Below are 18,234 nucleotides of genomic sequence, written 5' to 3' on the forward strand. Positions count from 1 at the left end.
TTGAAGCTGCCTTTGCGCTTACGATCGCGGCGCAACTTCAACGAGCAGGGGAAATATCTGGAGTATATTTATGCGTTGGCAAGGGCGTCGGGAAAGTGACAATGTTGAGGATCGTCGCGGGCAGTCTTCAGGTTTGGGCGGCGGTGGCGGCGGTTTCCGCGTGCCGGTGCGCGGCAAGGGCGGCATCGTCATTTTGGTGGTGGTGCTGGTGGCCGGCTATTACGGCATCGATCTGTCGCCGCTGTTGAACGGCGGTAACGTCGCACCGCAGGGTCAACAGCAGAGCGCCAACATCAGTCCGAAAGACGATGAGCTGGCCAAATTCACTTCGGTGGTACTGGCCTCCACCGAGGATAACTGGAAAGAGATTTTCCAGCGCATGGGCAAAACCTATCAACCGCCGAAGCTGGTGATGTATCGCGGCGTCACGCGCACCAGCTGCGGCACCGGCCAGGCGGCGATGGGGCCGTTCTACTGCCCGGGCGACAGAACGGTGTATATCGATCTGTCTTTCTATCAGGACATGAAAACCAAGCTGGGCGCCGGCGGTGATTTTGCCCAGGCCTATGTGGTGGCGCACGAAGTCGGCCACCACGTGCAGAACCTGCTGGGCATCGAGCCCAAGGTGCGCCAGATGCAGCAGGGCGCCAGCCAGGCGGAAGTGAACCGTCTGTCGGTGAAAATGGAGCTGCAGGCGGACTGCTTCGCCGGCGTGTGGGGTAAATACGCCGAGAAGCAGCAGATGCTGGAAGAGGGCGACCTGCAGGCGGCGCTGAATGCCGCGCAGGCGATTGGCGACGATCGGTTGCAGCAGCAGAGCCAGGGCCGCGTCGTGCCGGACAGCTTCACCCACGGCACCTCTCAGCAGCGCTATACCTGGTTTAAACAGGGCTTCGACAGCGGCGATCCCAATACCTGCAACACCTTCGCATCCCGTTAACGCCTCAAGTGCCGGAGCCTGACTCCGGCATTTTTTTCGGATTGAGATACAGCCTTATGTTACAGGCAGCGCAACAACTCATGCGGCGACAGGGCATCCGGCGCCTGCTGGTGCTCAGCGGTGAGACCGACTGGTGTCGCGAACAGGCGCAGCGGCTGGCGGCGACGCTGCCGGGCGACTGGCCGTGGGTGGGGGAAAACCCGCCGCCCGGCCTGACGGCGTTGGCGAGCGGCGCAGTGCGCCAACTGCTGGGGCAGGAACGGCTGCACGCGGTGTTCGACGCCGGTCAGTCGCTGGACGTTGAGGCGTTGGCGGCGCTGTGCGGCGCATTGCGCGCTGGCAGCTGGCTGTTGTTGCTGACGCCGCCCTGGCGGCAATGGCCACAGCAGCCGGACGGCGACAGCCTGCGCTGGAGCGATTGCCCGCAGCCAATTACCACCCCGCATTTCATCCACCACCTGCAGCAGCATCTGGCCGACGACCGCGAAGTGACGATCTGGCGGCAGGATGAGCCCCTGACGCTGGCCGCGCTGCCGGCGCGTGAGGATTGGCAACCGCCGGATGGCCGGCCGACCGAGGAACAGCAGGCGATCTTGACGGCGCTGCTGCAGGCCGAATCCGGCGTGTGGGTGCTGACCGCCGCCCGCGGCCGCGGCAAATCGACGCTGGCCGGCATGCTGGTGGCGCAGTCGCCGCTGACCTGTTGGATAACCGGGCCGAGCCGCGCCGCCACTGAGGTGGCCGGGGAATGGGCGCAGGGGCGCGCGCAGTTTTGGGCGCCCGATGCCTTGCTGGCGCAGTGCCGGGAGGGTGACGTCAGCGCCGTGGGGTGGCTGCTGGTGGATGAAGCGGCGGCGATCCCCGCGCCGCTGTTGCAGCAGCTGATCGGCTATTTCCCGCGCGTGCTGCTGACCACCACGGTGCAGGGCTATGAAGGCACCGGCCGCGGTTTTCTGCTGAAGTTTTGCGCCGGGCTGCCTTCCTATCAGGCGTTGAGTCTGCAACAGCCGATGCGCTGGGCGCAGGGGGATGCGCTGGAACGGATAACGGACAATGCGCTGTTGTTCAACGAGCTGCCCGCATGGCCGGCGGATGGCCAGACGATCGATTACAGCCAGGCGGAGCAGCGCGAATTGTGCGCCGATCCTCAGCGGCTGGCGCGTTTCTATGCTCTGCTGAGCAGCGCGCATTACCGCACTTCGCCGCTGGATTTGCGCAGGCTGATGGATGCGCCCGGCATGCATTTCGGGCTGGCGCAGGCCGGGCAGGAGGTGGTCGGCGCCGTGTGGCTGGTGGACGAAGGCGGCTTGAGCGCCGAGTTGGCGCACGATGTGTGGGCCGGCCGCCGCCGGCCGCGCGGCAACCTGGTGGCGCAGTCGCTGGCGGCGCATGGCGGCCAGTGGTGGGCGCCGACGCTGCGGTCACGGCGTATTACCCGCATCGCGACGCTGCCGGCGTTGCGGCGGCAGGGTATCGCGCGTCAGCTGGTCGAGCGGCAACGCCGCCAGGCGCAGGGGCTGGATTTTCTGTCGGTCAGCTTTGGCTATACCGAGCCGCTGTGGCGCTTTTGGCAATCCTGCGGTTTCGAGCTGGTGCGCATCGGCAGCAAGCCGGAGGCCAGCAGCGGCTGCTATACCGCGATGGCTATCTTGCCCCTGAGCGAGCAAGGAGAGGCGCTGCGGCACGCTGCGCACAAGCATCTGGCGCGCGACTGGCCCTGGCTACGGCAGCGCATTGAACTCGCGCTGGCGATCCCGGGCGACGACGGCGACACGCCGCTGGGCGAAGAGGATTGGCGCGAGCTGGCCGGGTTCGCTTTCGCCCATCGGCCGCTGGAGGCCAGCCTGGGGGCACTGCAGCGTTTGCTGTTGGCCAGCAATCTGCCGCTGCCCGCGCTGCGCGGCCATCTGCAACGGCGGCAATCCCCGGCGGCCTGCGCGGAGCTGGCGGGCGTCAGCGGCCAGAAAGCCTTGCTGCGCCACTGGCGGCACGAAGCGGCGCAGGCGCTGGAACAGCTGAATGCGCAGCACTGCCGCTACTGGCGCGACTGGACGCAGTCGTTGCAATAAATTGAATAACTCGCTCAATAAAACCCGATTTTCCCGATTTCTCAACGGCGTATAGTCACTGTCAGCGGTGAGGCGACGACTGTCGCCGCACCAGGTTGGGTTACTATTAAGGAGTCATCGATGAAACATGAGCATTTCGTTGTCCAAAGCCCGGCGACCCCGGCGGCGCAGCTGATCTTGCTGTTTCACGGTGTCGGCGACAACCCGGTGGCGATGGGGGAGATCGGCAGCTACTTCGCCAAAGACTTTCCTCAGGCACAGGTGGTGAGCATCGGTGGCCCCGAAGCGTTCGGCAACGGCGCCGGGCGCCAGTGGTTTTCGGTGCAGGACGTGACTGAAGAGAACCGCGCGGCCCGCATCGCAGACGTAATGCCGCAGTTTGTGGCGGTGGTGCGCCATTGGCAGCAGCTGAGCGGCGTAGGCTATGCCGGCACGGCGCTGGTGGGGTTCTCGCAGGGGGCGATCATGGCGCTTGAGGCGTTAAAAGCGGAAACCCGGCTGGCCGGGCGCGTGGTCGCGTTCAGCGGGCGTTTCGCCCAGCTGCCTGAGCAGGCTTTCGGCGACAGCGTGGTGCATTTGATCCACGGTGAAGAGGACGCGGTGATCGCGGTGCAACACGCTCACGCGGCGGCAGAAGCGCTACGGGCCGGCGGCGCCGATTTTACGCTGGACGTGGAAGAGAACGTCGGGCATGCGATCAATCAGGGCATGATGAACGCCGCGCTGGAAAGGCTGCATTATTATGTGCCGCAGCGCTACTGGGACGAGGCATTGTCCGGCAAGCGCGGCGAGCTGATCGCCTTTCGCTAAAAATTCAGGGCGCCGATGAGCGCCCTGATGTCATTTCTTTTTCGGCCAGTCGTCTTCATCATCCCACTGGGCGTTGTTGTCGCGGTGCGGCGGTATCTCCGGCTTGTTGGCCAGATAGCTTTTCACGTCGACGCGGCGCAGTTCCTTAATGCCGCTGACGACCATTCCCACCAGAACCAGCAGGATAATCCACCAGTAATCAGCTAACCATTGCATAGCTACTCCTTTCCTTCACTGCGTATAAAACGCGAAAAAATCGATGGCAGATGGCGTTCGAGCCATTCGGCACCGGCGACCTCCCTATCTTGCCAGGCCGCCAGCAACAGCGCCGGGGTCAGTAAATGCTCGGCTTCTTGCGCCAGCGGCCGGTAGCTCAGATGCCACGGCTCTACCGCCACGCCGCCGCTGTCTTCGGTAAAGGGGCGATAGAAACCGAACTCGGCCATATGCGCCGTCAGCCATTGGTTGAGCGGCGCAAAGTAACCGCCTTCTTCATATTCCCACGGCTCCAGCTGCAGCTTTTGCCCTTCCGGCAGCAGCGACGGGTCGTACACGTCGAGATCGCTGCCCCAGTGATGGCGGCTGGCGCCCGGCAGGGCCGACCAGCGCAGGATCGCCTCACAGCGCTCGGCGGCGGACAGCGGCGCAACGTCTATCGGGCGGCTGTCCTTATCTAATACTGGCCGCTGGCCGCAGAATTTGCCATTCCAGATAGCCAACTGCCGGTCGAAATCGCGGAAGGTGCTGGCGGGCTGGAGATCGAATCCCGCCTCACGCGCCGCCTGCTGCATCGCCAGAAAGGCGTTGACCGCCTGCGGCTGCAACCGGTGGTTCCCGCTCAGCGGCGCCAGGTGTTCGGTTGAGCGGCCGGTGAGCATCTCTGCGTTGATCATGCGACCAATTGCTCCATGATGCGTTGATACATGCGGCTCAGCAGCTGCAGATCCGCGGCGTTGACACATTCGTTGACCTTGTGGATGGTGGCGTTGACCGGCCCCAGTTCCACCACCTGCGCGCCCATCTGCGCGATGAAGCGGCCGTCGGAGGTGCCGCCGGTGGTCAGCAGCTGCGGCGTCAGTTCAGAATAGTGCTCGACGGCGTTGACCACCGCATCCACCAGCGCGCCGCGCGAGGTGAGGAACGGTTGGCCGGACAGCCGCCACTCGATGCTGTAATTCAACTGGTGGCGTTCCAGCAGCTCTTCCACGCGCTGCTTGATCATCGCATCGGTGAGTTCGGTGCTGAAACGGAAGTTGAACTGCACGTAAAGATCGCCTGGGATCACGTTGTTGCTGCCGGTACCGGCCTGCACGTTGGCGATCTGCATGCTGGTCGGCGGGAAGAACTCGTTGCCGCGATCCCATTCGATCGCCACCAGTTCATTCAGCGCCGGCATGGCACGGTGCACCGGGTTGTCGGCCAGGTGCGGATAGGCGACGTGCCCCTGCACGCCGTGAATGTGCAGGTTGGCGGTGATGGAGCCGCGTCGGCCGTTTTTCACCACGTCGCCGACGCGCTCGGTGCTGGACGGCTCGCCGACCAGGCAGTAATCCAGGCGCTCATTGCGCGCCATCAGCGTTTCGACCACTTTAACCGTGCCGTGGGTGGCGCTGGCCTCTTCGTCGGAGGTGATCAGAAAAGCCAGGCGGCCCTGGTGATTCGGGTTGGCGGCGACAAAGCGCTCTGCGGCCACCACCATCGCGGCCAACGAGCCTTTCATGTCTGCCGCACCTCGGCCATACAGCATGCCGTCGCGGATCGCCGGTTCAAACGGCGGGTTATCCCAACGCTTTTCATCGCCGGTCGGCACCACGTCGGTATGCCCGGCAAACGCCAGGGTTTGCCCTTCGCCGCGCCAGGCCCAGAAGTTTTGGGTGTCTTCGAAGTCCATCGCCTCGACGGTGAAACCGATCGCCAGCAGGCGATCGATCATCAGCTGCTGGCAGCCTTCGTCATTTGGGCTGAGGGAAGGGCGTTTAATCAGCTGTTGGGCCAGTTCGATAACCGGGCAAGTCATACGGCGACCTCGGCGATAAATTGCTGGTAAGCGTCGGCGTTGAAACCGAGCAGGGCGTGGCCGTTGCCGTCGTCCAGCAGCGGGCGTTTGATGATCGCCGGCTGCGCCAGCATCAGCGCGATGGCGGCGTCGGCGTTATCGCAGGCGTTGCGTTGCGCTTCATCCAGCTTGCGCCAGGTGGTGCCGCGAGTATTGAGCAGCGGCTCCCAACCCAGTTGCGCGATGAAACCGCGCAGCTGCTGTTCGGTCAGGCCGTCGGCGCGGTAGTCGTGAAAATGATAGGCCACGCCCTGATCTTCCAGCCAGCGGCGGGCTTTTTTGATGGTGTCGCAGTTTTTGATGCCGTACATCGTCAGCGTTGTCTGTTGCGGTTTGTTTGCCATGGCGTAAAGCTACCTGTCTCGTCGAGTCGATACTGAGCGGCGGGCGCGATCTTTGGCCCTCTCGCCGCCCGGCGATAGCAGAGATAATGCCAGTAAAGCGGCGGCGAGATCCAGACAACGATGCGGGCGAGGTGCGATTGGGTGCCTGGGAGAGGGAGAGGCAACGTGGCGGAGCGGCGGCCTTCGCCGGCGGTGCTCTCGAAGAGATGCCGGCGAAGGCGTTCAGCCGCAAATGCGAATCTGAAGAAGAGGGCGTTACTCTTTATTTATTCTTATGTTTAAACGATCGGTTAAACAGCGCACGCGGGTAATGTGCAATAGCGGTTTTATCCGGCTGGCGCCGAGTTTTTTCATTATTCGTGACTTGTAATGATTGGCGGTTTTATTTCTGATATTCATGGCACTGCTGATATCGGCCAGCGATTTTCCCGTCGACCATTCCGAGAGGAAAAGTGACTCACGCTGGGACAGTTGCGGCGGCTCGGTATAGTGGCTGTAACGTTTATATAAGTCGCCGATCAGGTGGCTAAAACGGCTCAATGATATAAGGTTTGATAATATAATGGTCTTTCTGTCGACAATCACCATTTCATGCGGGCAGTCAGTGATAATGACTATTTTGTAGGTGTTGGGGTTGGCATATTCATCGCGGTAACGCGCTTCAAAATTGGCGATGGTGACATCGATGAAGCAGACTCTTTTGCGGCTAAAGCCGGCCGGTGCGCGTTTTTCCGCCCAGGTTTGCTTAATGAGTTGTCGGATGCCGACGCTGGTATAGGCACAATCGCTGAAAATATCAATTTCCATTTTATTATAGTCCTTTACTTTCTATTTCCCGGTGAGGATCGATATCTTAAAACATAAAAAAAGAAACAATCTAAATAATTTCACATTGAACTTATCCTGTCGCGTAGGCGGAGGCTCTCTCTCGGCGGCGGCAAATAAGGAAAGTCTCATATACTAACATGATTTATAAAGAGTAAATCTGCTTTTTAGCCGGCCCTTTGGCCGGAGACGGTTTAATAGAATAGAAATCCTCTATTAATACTCAGGTTATTAAAAGGAATTAACATAGATGTCACCTATCACAAAAGTAAATTCGATCGTTTTTATCGATACTTGTAGCGTGGCTGATTTCGTTAATGGGTTAATAACTAAGATATTTCTTGTTTTCTTGCCGCGATGGCGGTTTTATTTTGAACGGTGGAAAGACAGTCTATGAGTTTATGCGGAAATTCGGTTTAAAATTGAGATAAAGATAAATCTAAACAAAGAAAATGCGATGTTTTGAGCGACGAACAGCGCGTAATGTGGGCGGTTGATACGGAGAGCTGGCGTGAAAGAATGTCATATCGAAATTTCCGATCGGGTAACGCCGGAAATAACGTCTTGTATTGCGGAGGGGTTGGACCGTTTTAATGATCAACAGATCGGCTACGGCGATCGTCTGCCGCTGGCGGTGGTGGTAAAAGATCCCGACAGTGGGGAGGTTCTGGGGGGAATTACCGGGCGTTCATCGTTAGGGCTGCTGTTTCTCGATCTCTTTTATCTGCCGGAAGCACTGCGCGGCGCGGGGCTGGGCAGCGAACTGTTGCGCCGCTTCGAACAGGAAGGCCGCCGGCGCGGTTGCCTTTCCGCCGTGTTGTACACCATCAGCTTTCAGGCGCCGGACTTTTATCAACGGCATGGCTGGCAACGTATGGGCGAAGTGCCTTGCTTGCCGCCGGGGACTAGCCGTATCTTTATGAGCAAAACCCTGTGAAGCGCGTTTAACGCACGTAGCCTCCCTGTTGAAGGCGCTGCAGGGAGGCGCCGTCCGCATACACCATGCCGGTGGTCAAATCGTGAAAGCCGTACTTTTTATAAAAGGCCAGCTTTTCCGGGACGGAATAGATGAAAATCTTGCCGAGCGGCGCCAGGTCTTGCATCACCCGATCCATCAACCGGCGCCCCAATCCCTGTCCCTGAAAGCGCGGATCGATCGCCACGTCGGCCAGGTAAGCGACCGAGGTCAGATCGCTGATGGCGTGCGCGGTGGCGATCAGCTCGTCGCCGATAAACCCCCAATAGCAAAACTGGCTGTGTTGGTAAACGCGACGCAGGGTGTGTGGATCGCGCTTGCCCAGTCCGGCTGCCTCCAGCAATTCGCACAGCCGCTGCCAGTCGATGGCGCGGCGGTTCAGATCGGTGACAATTTCCATCGTTTTCCTCTAACCAATAACATTGAGATCGGCGGCATAGTGCCGAATGGCGCGCTGATAGCCGCGGATGTCGGGGTCTGACGAGGTGTCCGCCAACAGCAACAACAGATCGGCCACGGCCCGTTTATTTTCGCCCAGGTTGTACAGCGCCATAGCGCGAAACAGCATCAGCTCGTTGGCGTGCGGGAACTCGGTCAGGCCGTCGTCGAAAGCCCGTAGCGAAGCCGGGTATTCTCCCAGGGCGCGGTAGGTGCTGCCGAGGCCCAGCCAGGCCTCGCGGCGCTGGGCGGACGGCAAATCGCGGGCTAGCGCCGCGAGGTAGCAGGGAATGGCCTGTTGCTCCAGACCCTGTACGTCATACAGGCAGGCCAGCTGAAAGTGCAGCATCGCCGCTTCCGGTTCTGCCGCCAGCTGCCGTTGCGCCAGTGCAGTGGCTTCCTGATAGCGGCCCTGCGTTTTCAGCTGTGAAAGAGACAAAGAGGTGGACATGATCGGCGCTCCATTGGCGTATTTTTATACCTTTTACACGCTATCGTGGAGAAATTGATATCACAAGGGAATAGCTGCACTGAGTATTGATCAGATAAATACGAAAATGTGCGCTAACCCCGGTTTCCGGGCCCGGCATCGTTCCCGTTTCCCTTCACATGGTCAAAAAACAGGCGTAGAATCCGCTTCGTCAAATAATTGAGGTTGTAAAGTATTATGGTTGATCGTGAATTAGGAAACTGGAAAGACTTCATTGATGAGATGTTGGGCAACTGACACAGCGTTGAAGCAGATGGCAAGGTTGAGTCATTGGAGCGTCACTGAAACACCTTGGGAACGAGATTATCGTTCGAAATAAAGCAGCATCGGTTCACCCGACGCTGCTTTTTTTATATCCCGCGGCTCACTCCCCGGCGGCCGTCGTATTGCCTGCCGGATGCGCTTTACCCGGGAAACGGCGGCGCACCAGCACGAAGAACAGCGGCACGAAGAAAATGGCCAGCAGGGTGGCAGAGATCATGCCGCCCATGACCCCGGTGCCGACCGCATGCTGGCTGCCGGAACCGGCGCCGCTGCTGGTGGCCATCGGCAGCACGCCGAAGATAAACGCCAGCGAGGTCATCAGGATCGGCCGCAGACGCATGCGTGACGCATCGAGCGTAGCGGACATCAGATCCTGCCCTTTATGGTTCAGCTCATTGGCGAACTCGACGATCAGAATGGCGTTTTTCGCCGACAGCCCAATGATGGTCAACAGACCAACCTGGAAATAAACGTCGTTCTCCAGGCCGCGCAGCCAGGTGGCGGCGACCGCGCCGATCACCCCCAGCGGCACCACCAGCATCACCGAGAACGGGATCGACCAGCTCTCATACAGCGCCGCCAGGCACAGGAACACCACCAGCAGCGAGATGGCGTACAGCGCCGGCGCCTGCGAGCCGGACAGCCGTTCCTGATAGGACATCGCGGTCCATTCCAGGCCAAAGCCGGTCGGCAGTTGGCTGACCAGTTTCTCCATTTCCGCCATGGCAGTGCCGGTGCTGACGCCGTTGGCCGCCTCGCCGACGATCTCCAGCGCCGAGCTGCCGTTATAGCGCTCCAGCCGCGGCGAGCCGTACTCCCAGTGTGAGGTGGCGAAGGCCGAGAACGGCACCATGCCGCCCGCGCTGTTGCGTACATACCATTTGTTGATGTCATCCGGCAGCATGCGGAACGGCGCCGCAGCCTGCACGTAGACTTTTTTCACCCGGCCGCGGTCGACGAAGTCGTTGACGTAGGTCGAGCCCCAAGCGGTGGAGAGGGTGTTGTTGATGTCGTCGATAGACACGCCCAGCGCCTGGGCCTTGCGCTGATCGATATCGATTTGCAGCTGCGGGCTGTCGTCCAGGCCGTTGTGGCGCACGCGCGACAGCAGCGGGTTTTGCCCGGCCAGCTGCAGCAGCTGATCGCGCGCCGCCATCAGCTTGGCGTGGCCGAGCCCGGCGTGGTCTTCCAACTCCATATCGAAGCCGGAGGAGTTGCCGAGGCCGGTGATCGCCGGCGGGCTGCTGGCGATCACCCGCGCTTCGTTAATCTTGTTGAATGCCAGCGTGGCGCGATCGATGATGTCGAACGAACTGTTGGCGCCCGAGGTGCGCAGATCCCAGTCTTTCAATCGCACGAACAGGCGCGCCACGTTCTGGCCGTTGCCGCCCGGGCCGGAGCCGATGATGGCGAACACCGACACCACATCCTGTTTCTCTTCGGTCAGGAAGTACTGCTCGACCTTTTCCACCACCTTAGAGGTTTGCTGCAGGGTGGAGCCCGCCGGCAGCTGCACCTGTACGGTGAAGATACCGCGGTCTTCCTGCGGCAGGAACGAGGTCGGCAGCTTGATGAACAGCAGCGCCATGCCGCCGAGCAACAGCAGATAAATCACCATGTAGCGGCCGCTGGCGTGCAGGATCCGCCCCACGCCGCGCTCATAGCGTTCGGCGTTGCGGTTGAACATGCGGTTGAACCAGCCGAAGAAGCCGCGCTTGCCGTGATGGTGCCCCTTGGCGATCGGTTTGAGAAGCGTGGCGCACAGGGCCGGGGTCAGGATCATCGCCACCAGCACTGACAATACCATGGCGGAGACGATGGTAATGGAGAACTGGCGATAGATGGCGCCGGTGGTGCCACCGAAGAACGCCATCGGCACAAATACCGCCGACAGCACCAGCGCGATGCCGACCAGCGCGCTCTGGATTTGCCCCATGGATTTGCGCGTGGCCTCACGCGGTGGCAGGCCTTCCTCGCTCATCACGCGTTCGACGTTTTCCACCACCACGATGGCGTCGTCCACCAGCAGGCCGATCGCCAGCACCATGGCGAACATGGTGAGGGTATTGATACTGAAGCCGCAGGCGGAAAGGATGGCGAAGGTGCCCATCAGCACGACCGGCACGGCGATGGTGGGGATCAGCGTGGCGCGGAAGTTCTGCAGGAACAGGTACATCACCAGGAACACCAGCAGGATGGCTTCCAGCAGCGTTTTCACCACGTCCTTGATCGAGGCTTTGACGAACGGGGTGGTTTCATAGGCCACCTTGGCCTCCAGCCCGTGTGGGAAGTACTGCGACAGCTCGGCGATCTTGTCCTTCACCAGCTGGTCGGTCTGCAGTTCGTTGGCGCCGGAGGCCAGCTTGATGTTCATGCCAGCGGCCTGCATGCCGTTGTAGCGGCTGAGGTAGTTGTAATTCTCGCCGCCCAGTTCGACGGTGGCGACGTTGCCCAGCGTCACCAGCGAGCCGTCCTGATTGACCCGCAGCGTGATCTGGCGGAACTGTTCCGGCGTCTGGAGCTGCGACTGGGCGTTGATGGTGGCGTTCAGCGCCTGCTTGTCGACCGACGGCGTGCCGCCCAGCTGGCCGACTGCCACCTGGGCGTTCTGCGACTGAATGGCCTTGACCACGTCCTGGGTCGTGAGCTGGTAGCTGTTGAGCTTGTTGGGATCGAGCCAGATGCGCATGGCGTATTGCGAGCCGTACACGTCCATGCTGCCGACGCCGTTGATGCGGCTGAGCGGATCCTGCAGGTTGGAGACGATGTAATCGGCGATGTCCTGCTTGTCCATGCTGTTGTCGGTGGAGACGAACGCCACCATCATCAGCGTGGTGTCGCCGGATTTCGACACCGTGACCCCCTGATTCTGCACCGCCTGCGGCAGACGTTTGATCGCCGCCTGCAGCTGGTTTTGCACCTGCTGCATCGCCTCGTTGGGATCGGTGCCGGCTTCGAACGTCAGCGTGACGGTGGCCTGGCCGGTATTGGTGCTCTGCGACGACATATACATCATGTTGTCGAGGCCGGTCATATTCTGCTCAATGATTTGGGTAACGGTGTTTTCCAGCGTTTGCGCCGAAGCACCTGGGTAAGTTGCGCTGATGCGCACGTTCGGCGGCGCCAAATTCGGGTATTGTTCTACCGGTAGGGAAGAAATCGCCAACGCCCCGGTCAGGCAAAGAATAATTGCCAGCACCCAGGCAAAAATCGGGCGATCAATAAAAAAATTGGCCATGCAGCGCGAACCTCGTTATGACTTGTTCTATCTTTAAAACGCATCAGAATTATGCATTTCAGCGGCAGGGAAGGATTCCGGCGCTATTGCACTTTACTCGGGATAGCCGAGGAAAGCGTGGAGAAAAAAAGGAGATAGTGTAAATAACGGTAGCGGAAAACGGCGTGGGTGTACTGGCGTCGGTAATTGTACGCTATTAAGACATTTTTATTACTATCAAAGGCCTTGCGCATCTCTTCGCCGCAGGGAACCGGAAAGTAAAAACTGGACTTACCTTACAGCAGGAGCTTGGCATGGGAATTAACCCGGTATTTGCCCGTCGGCTTTATTTGTGCTGGCTGATCAGCCACAGTGAGCGGCCCAATGTGCCGCGGTTGATGGCGCTGACCGGCTGGCCGCGCCGCACGTTGCAGGATGTGCTGAAGGCGCTGCCCGGCATGGGCGTCGAGCTGCAGTTCGTGCAGCAGGGCGTGCGCAACAACGACGGTTTTTATCAGTTGGAAAGCTGGGGGCCGTTCAACAAGAGCTGGGTGCACCAGCATCATCAGGCGCTGCTCAGCGCCATCGAGTAAGCTGCCCCGGCGCATTGGCCGGGGCGGGGCGATCATTGACTTTTGTGCTCCAGGTACATCACCGTCGCCGCCACGCGAGAACGCACGTCCAGCTTGCGCAGTATGTTGCGGATGTGCACCTTCACGGTTTCTTCAGAGATATGCAACTGCGCCGCCACCTGCTTGTTGGACAGGCCGCGCGCCACCTCTTGCAAGACGTCCAGCTCGCGTTCGGTCAAGGCGGCGAAGGGATCGCGTTGCTCGCCGCGCGCCAGCAAATAGTCGGCTATGGCGTCGCTTATCACGTTCTGCCCTTCGGCGGCGGCGCTGATGTGTTCCAGCAGCTGTTCCGGTTCGCTGTCTTTCAGCAGGTAGCCGTCGGCGCCGGCGTCGATCAGCGCATACAGATCGCTGCGGGCGTCGGAAACCGTCAGCACGATGATGCGCGCGTCCACGCCTTCGTCGCGCAGAGCCCGCAGCGTATCCAGCCCGGACATGCCCTTCATGTTCAGATCCAACAAGATCACGTCCGGCGTGTGCTGCAGTGCCAGCGCAACCGCCTCACTGCCGTTGCCGGCCTCTGCCACCACGCCAAATCGCGCATCCAGTCCCAGCAGTTGTTTGATGCCGCGCCGCATCAACGGATGATCGTCAACGATCATGACTCGGTATTGCTTCATCACCATGAAATATGCTCCCTGTAGCAAGTAAAGCCACTCAAACGCGCCCTGGGGCGTGCTTCACAGTGGGACTGTCTCTTCAAAAATAGCGGCAATCTTCGCCGCAAACCTCCCCGGGCGGCCTTCTGCCCGGCGGCAGCCGTAACGCAAAGTGAACAGCCGCGAGGTCAGGGCGGGAATGTCAGGCAGACCGCCGTGCCGCCGCCGCTTCTGCGCCGAATGTGCAGCGTTCCTCCCAATCGCGCCGCGCGTTCGCTCATGATGGTCAAGCCGTAGTGCCCTTCCGGTTCCTCCAGACTGGCGATGCCGCAACCGTCGTCGATAATGCTGAATACGTTGTCACCTGCGGCGTTGACTTCGCAACACAGGATTATTTCGTTCGCCCCGGCGTGCTTGACGGCATTGAGCACCGCCTCGCGCACGATCTGTAGCGCGTGCACCTGCTGCTGGGCATTGAGCGCCTGCGAGGGCAGCCGACAGTGTAACTGAATCCGCGCGGTGGTTAGCGCCTTTAATGGCTGCAACAGCTGCTCCAGCGCGGCGTTCAGGTCCGCCTCCTGAATATTGAGACGGAAGGTGGCCAGTAATTCCCTCAGTTGGCGATAGGCATCGGCCAGCGTGCGATCGAAATCGTCGATAATCGCCTGCGCCGCCGGGGCATCGGTGGCGCGCCTGAGCAGCGTAAGCTGAATGCGCAGGAACGACAGCGTCTGCGCCAGCGAATCGTGCAGCTCGCGGGCGATGGTCGCGCGCTCCTCCATCAACAGCAAATATTGGTGCTGCTTTTGCGCCCGGTTGAAGTAGACGCCGCGGCCCAACATGTTGGCCAGGCTCTGCATCAGATGAGGATGCGGCGGGTGCGCCTCGGGCTGCCAACGCAGCTCGCCCAGCGGTTTGTCGCTCTGGGTGATCGGCAGCGTGTTCCAGGCCTGCGTCGGCGCCGCTTCCCCTTCGCTCAGTTGCCACTGGCCGTGGTCGTCCGCCACGTTCAGCCGGATGCAGCGCAGCCGTTCGCTTTGGCGCACGATGCGCAGCACATTTTCGAACGCCTGCTGATCGATCTGGCGCTCGCTCAGCGCCTGCGAACAGCGATAAAGCACTTCCAGCGTTTCGTTGGCCTGCTGCAGGCGCTGGGTCTTCTCCTGCACTTTCAGCTCCAGCGACTGATAGAGCCGGGCCAGCTCGTCCGACATGGCGCTGAAGGTTTGCGACAGCACGCCGAGCTCGTTCGGCAGCGCCACGTCCAGCTGCGGGTGGCGAAAATCACGCTGTTGCACGCGCTGGCTGGCGTCGACCAGATGCTGCAGCGGCGTGACCACCTGGCGGCGCATAAAACGAATGCAAAACAGCACCAGACCGATGATGGCGGCGTAACCGAGCACGCTGACGGCGGCCACCAGGGTGAGTTTCAACTCGGAATAGCGCTGCAGGGCAGAAACGAAATGATCGACGCGGTTGACGTAGCCGGCGACCTCCGCCCGGTAGGCGGCCGCCTGCCCGCCGCGGATCTGGCGCTCCATCGTTTGCCATGCCCGTTGCAGCGCCAGATAGTGATTCCGCACCTCGGCCGGTACGTAAAACCGCGCCAGCTTTTGCAGCGCCGGCGCCTGTAAAGATTGCCGGTACTGCTGCAGGTGCAGCTCCAGCTCCGGGCTCTGCTGGTCGAGATCGAAGGCCAGCCGGTAGCTTTGCATGCGCAGCGAACCGGCGATATTGATCGCTTCGGCGTCGCTCTGGCTGCCGGCGACGGTGGTCAACGCCAACCCGGTGGCGAGCACCGACAGTATCACGATGCCGAACAGCGCTCTGGCCAGGCTGCCGGTCACGGAACGTTTAACAAGCAATCACGGATCCTTCTCTCAGGTGAGGCGCTTCGCCAGTTTCATTCGAAAGCAAAACTATAACTTTTGCAACTAAAATGCACCGCGATTTGTATCAAGTTGTCAACAAAACGGGAACAATTGTCGTCGTATAATCAAATGAATAGCGAAATGCCCGCCGATGTTCAGCGGCGGGCTGGTTTCCTCCGGCGATTTGTCTTTAGCGTGGATCAAATCTTGCGCAAGGCTCCTCGTCGGCGGTTTTTGTCACTGTCGGTCAAGGCGTCGGCAGATGCATCGCGGCAACCTGTTTCGCCGCAGCATCGCTGAAGCGCAACCCCCAGCGGGTAAAGTACTCGCGCAGATCCTGCCCCGCCTCCCGGCTGTAGACGACCACGCTGAAGTCGATGACCTTCTGCGGCGTGCCGAAGACGTATTTATATTTATCCTGCATGGTGTTACCCGGTGCCGCGAAGGCCTGCTTCAACCGTTCCTGATTGATGCGCGGGAAGAAGGATTCATCATAAGCATGCAGCAGATGGGTAAAGAATCCCAGTGCGAGATCGTGCTGCTGCTTCGGGAACTCATCGTAGCGCACTTCCGAAGCGAGGAACTTACGCACCGCATCCCGATCCCACTCTTTGTCTGCCCCCAGTTTGCAGGTCGGGCCATAGTCAAAATCGTTACGTTCCGACAGCATGCGGCAGGCCAGTACCGAATAGCGGTTGACCTGCACTTCGGGGAATACGTTGTATTCCCACTGCGGCTCGTTCTCGTGCCCCAGTTCGTGCCAGAGCCCCCAGTGAGCGGCATTGGCGCGGGTGGTCTTGTCGGCGAAGAAACCGACGTTGACCGCGCCCTCGCGGTATTCCGCGCTGCAGCATTTGCTGTAGTTGAGGAACAGGGAGCCCTGTGACGCCGTGAACATCTCGTGGGTACCATCCATGCCGTTCACCGCTTCATACAGCGCGGCAATGCTGAGGCTTTCCCCCAGCGATTTATTGATGATCTCCTGCGTTTTGTCGGTGATTTTCTTCGGTACGAAGTGATTGGATTTACCGTCATACAACACGACGCCGCCCAGGATGCTGGCGCCGGCCTTCTGTTGCTCCCAGTCGCCTTGCGTATTTTGACCGAGAATGTGCAGGTTGCTGTCGCCACCGCCGCTCACCTCAAACCGGACCAATTCGCCGTTTTGCTGTTTTTGCGGATGGCTGCAGCCTAAGGCCAGTACGCCGGTTTGCGCGAAGGTATAAGTGGTCTCCTTGTTGGCATCAAGCTTTCGTTTTTCCGAGTAGATGCTGTCGACATTATCGAAACGGGCGCTGGTCGCCGCAAAACATGAGCTGCCTGCCGGAATGGCCCCGGTCTTGATCGTGACGCTGTCGCCCTGATTCCCCAGCGTGCGGGTATAGAAGAAAATTCCGCGCGCCATGCTGCCATACAAGGAGTTGTACCAACTGGCGGCGTGAACGATCGGCAGCCGGTAGACATTTGGCGTGTCTGACGGGTACATCTGCATGGTGCGCTTGAGCCAATACAGCGGCGTGCGGGCATCTTGCGAGTCCGCCAGCGCCTGTTCGGCGTCTTGATTCAGCGCGTCCAGGCTGGTGCCGATGTAACGCAGCGCATCGTTGAATCCCTCCTGCTCGGCGTAGGCTTGCCACCAGGGGGCTTCCTGGGCGGTACACTGGCCGAGGTTTTGCCAGGGTTCGCCGACCCAACCGGCTACGCCGGGGATATGGTGCTTTTCTGCCCACCATTTATTGGCGAACAGCGCATTGTCCTTGATGACCTGTGTGCCTTTGATGGCGTAGGTTTTAGCCGTCCATTCCGGCACGTTGGCGCAGTCCGCCGCGTGGGCGCCGGCGCTGGCCATCAATAAAAGGCTTAACGGTAACAAGCAGCGATGAGTCAGTTTCACGTTGGTTTTCCCTAAAGAGGCGTTGAAAAATAAAGTAGGCGCGTGTTATTAGGATGATATTGGCGCTCTTCCTTATGGTTTTTTTTCAGGTTTTCCGCTACTTAGATGTACTTACTTTAAGATGATTTCAGGTTGGGTTACCGTTGGGAGAGATGATGTTTTGTTGCAAATCGTCTGCCGCGGCGCGGCGCAATCGCGGTATGATCTTCAGGTTGCTACTCAAGGGAAAAGGGCATGTCGTCGAAAATTGAGAATGTGAAGAAAGAGCTGCTGTCGGACAACTGGTATGTGCTGCACAAGTACACGTTCGATCTGAAACGCAAAAACGGCGGTTCGGTGCAACAGGTGCGTGAGGTCTACGATCGCGGCAACGGCGCCACCATTTTGCTGTACAACCGCGCCAAGGGCACGGTGGTGCTGACCAACCAGTTCCGCATGCCGACCTATGTCAACGGCAACGAAAGCGGCATGTTGCTCGAGGCCTGCGCCGGCCTGCTGGACGCCGATTCGCCGGAGCAGTGCGCGCGCCGCGAAGCGGTGGAGGAAACCGGCTTCCAGGTGAGCGAGGTCAAGAAAATCTTCGAAGCCTACATGTCGCCGGGCGGCGTGACCGAGATCGTGCACTTCTTTATCGCCGAATACCATGACGATGAGCGGCGCGCGGCCGGCGGCGGCATTGAAGATGAAGATATCGAAGTGATCGAACTGCCGTTCAGCGAAGCGGTGGCGATGATCGCCGACGGCCGCATTAAAGACGGCAAGACCATCATGCTGCTGCAATATTTGCAGATTCATCGGGTGATGGCATA

At 60.1% G+C, this 18,234-nt stretch carries 18 protein-coding genes; 7 read left to right on the forward strand and 11 right to left on the reverse strand.

What is annotated here, in order from left to right:
• The first annotated feature begins 70 nt into the window (after positions 1-70).
• From ypfJ to ypfH, 3 genes are all read left to right on the forward strand, one after another.
• Positions 71-940, forward strand: coding sequence for a KPN_02809 family neutral zinc metallopeptidase (gene ypfJ / locus WCL58_RS22350; RefSeq protein WP_047730119.1), 870 nt, complete (start codon positions 71-73; stop codon positions 938-940).
• Between the two features lie 56 nt (positions 941-996).
• On the forward strand, positions 997-3,009 hold the full coding sequence (locus tag WCL58_RS22355) for a tRNA(Met) cytidine acetyltransferase TmcA (protein ID WP_336851620.1): 2,013 nt from the start codon (positions 997-999) through the stop codon (positions 3,007-3,009).
• A 120-nt stretch (positions 3,010-3,129) separates the two neighbouring features.
• The gene (gene ypfH / locus WCL58_RS22360; protein ID WP_070914511.1) at positions 3,130-3,819 is read left to right on the forward strand and encodes an esterase; all 690 of its coding nucleotides are present in this window, start codon (positions 3,130-3,132) and stop codon (positions 3,817-3,819) included.
• 30 nt (positions 3,820-3,849) lie between these two features.
• On the opposite strand, the gene WCL58_RS22365 is transcribed toward ypfH, so the two are convergent.
• The 5 genes from WCL58_RS22365 to WCL58_RS22385 form a co-directional block, all read right to left on the reverse strand.
• On the reverse strand, positions 3,850-4,035 hold the full coding sequence (locus WCL58_RS22365; protein WP_004941720.1) for a YpfN family protein: 186 nt from the start codon (positions 4,033-4,035) through the stop codon (positions 3,850-3,852).
• 2 nt (positions 4,036-4,037) lie between these two features.
• Complete coding sequence (locus WCL58_RS22370; RefSeq protein WP_060424817.1) at positions 4,038-4,712, reverse strand: M15 family metallopeptidase; 675 nt, start codon at positions 4,710-4,712, stop codon at positions 4,038-4,040.
• Positions 4,709-5,836, reverse strand: coding sequence for a succinyl-diaminopimelate desuccinylase (gene dapE, locus WCL58_RS22375; protein ID WP_089186282.1), 1,128 nt, complete (start codon positions 5,834-5,836; stop codon positions 4,709-4,711). Before dapE ends, WCL58_RS22370 begins: the two co-directional genes overlap by 4 nt.
• The gene (locus WCL58_RS22380) at positions 5,833-6,219 is read right to left on the reverse strand and encodes an ArsC family reductase (RefSeq protein ID WP_038873652.1); all 387 of its coding nucleotides are present in this window, start codon (positions 6,217-6,219) and stop codon (positions 5,833-5,835) included. The genes dapE and WCL58_RS22380 overlap by 4 nt, the downstream gene beginning before the upstream one ends.
• Positions 6,220-6,474: 255 nt before the next feature.
• The gene (locus WCL58_RS22385; RefSeq protein ID WP_060424811.1) at positions 6,475-7,026 is read right to left on the reverse strand and encodes a helix-turn-helix transcriptional regulator; all 552 of its coding nucleotides are present in this window, start codon (positions 7,024-7,026) and stop codon (positions 6,475-6,477) included.
• 529 nt (positions 7,027-7,555) lie between these two features.
• Here WCL58_RS22385 and WCL58_RS22390 point away from each other — a divergent pair.
• Positions 7,556-7,981, forward strand: coding sequence for a GNAT family N-acetyltransferase (locus WCL58_RS22390; protein ID WP_060424809.1), 426 nt, complete (start codon positions 7,556-7,558; stop codon positions 7,979-7,981).
• Between the two features lie 7 nt (positions 7,982-7,988).
• Here WCL58_RS22390 and WCL58_RS22395 read toward each other — a convergent pair whose 3' ends face one another.
• Both WCL58_RS22395 and WCL58_RS22400 read right to left on the reverse strand, forming a co-directional pair.
• The gene (locus WCL58_RS22395; protein ID WP_060441177.1) at positions 7,989-8,420 is read right to left on the reverse strand and encodes a GNAT family N-acetyltransferase; all 432 of its coding nucleotides are present in this window, start codon (positions 8,418-8,420) and stop codon (positions 7,989-7,991) included.
• 9 nt (positions 8,421-8,429) lie between these two features.
• Positions 8,430-8,909: a tetratricopeptide repeat protein gene (locus WCL58_RS22400; RefSeq protein WP_070914514.1), complete on the reverse strand. Its 480-nt coding sequence runs from the start codon at positions 8,907-8,909 to the stop codon at positions 8,430-8,432.
• 216 nt (positions 8,910-9,125) lie between these two features.
• On the opposite strand from WCL58_RS22400, the gene ypfM reads away from it, so the two are divergent.
• On the forward strand, positions 9,126-9,185 hold the full coding sequence (gene ypfM, locus WCL58_RS22405; protein ID WP_100396732.1) for a protein YpfM: 60 nt from the start codon (positions 9,126-9,128) through the stop codon (positions 9,183-9,185).
• A 127-nt stretch (positions 9,186-9,312) separates the two neighbouring features.
• Here the strand turns inward: ypfM and acrD are convergent, their stop codons facing one another.
• Positions 9,313-12,450, reverse strand: coding sequence for a multidrug efflux RND transporter permease AcrD (gene acrD, locus WCL58_RS22410; protein WP_060452037.1), 3,138 nt, complete (start codon positions 12,448-12,450; stop codon positions 9,313-9,315).
• A gap of 293 nt (positions 12,451-12,743) precedes the next feature.
• On the opposite strand from acrD, the gene WCL58_RS22415 reads away from it, so the two are divergent.
• Positions 12,744-13,022: a winged helix-turn-helix domain-containing protein gene (locus WCL58_RS22415; RefSeq protein ID WP_004941750.1), complete on the forward strand. Its 279-nt coding sequence runs from the start codon at positions 12,744-12,746 to the stop codon at positions 13,020-13,022.
• 32 nt (positions 13,023-13,054) lie between these two features.
• Here the strand turns inward: WCL58_RS22415 and WCL58_RS22420 are convergent, their stop codons facing one another.
• The 3 genes from WCL58_RS22420 to WCL58_RS22430 all read right to left on the reverse strand — a co-directional run bounded on the left by WCL58_RS22420 (position 13,055) and on the right by WCL58_RS22430 (position 17,425).
• Positions 13,055-13,687, reverse strand: a complete 633-nt coding sequence (locus WCL58_RS22420) for a response regulator (RefSeq protein ID WP_141967367.1) — start codon at positions 13,685-13,687, stop codon at positions 13,055-13,057.
• A gap of 161 nt (positions 13,688-13,848) precedes the next feature.
• On the reverse strand, positions 13,849-15,525 hold the full coding sequence (gene narQ, locus WCL58_RS22425) for a nitrate/nitrite two-component system sensor histidine kinase NarQ (protein ID WP_336851621.1): 1,677 nt from the start codon (positions 15,523-15,525) through the stop codon (positions 13,849-13,851).
• A gap of 253 nt (positions 15,526-15,778) precedes the next feature.
• Positions 15,779-17,425, reverse strand: a complete 1,647-nt coding sequence (locus WCL58_RS22430; RefSeq protein WP_127554715.1) for a M60 family metallopeptidase — start codon at positions 17,423-17,425, stop codon at positions 15,779-15,781.
• 234 nt (positions 17,426-17,659) lie between these two features.
• Here WCL58_RS22430 and nudK point away from each other — a divergent pair.
• On the forward strand, positions 17,660-18,234 hold a 575-nt coding region (gene nudK, locus WCL58_RS22435; RefSeq protein WP_025303814.1), incomplete at its 3' end, for a GDP-mannose pyrophosphatase NudK.

The organism is Serratia sp. TMDUHS_CL, assembly GCF_037137105.1.
Lineage (GTDB): Bacteria > Pseudomonadota > Gammaproteobacteria > Enterobacterales > Enterobacteriaceae > Serratia > Serratia nevei.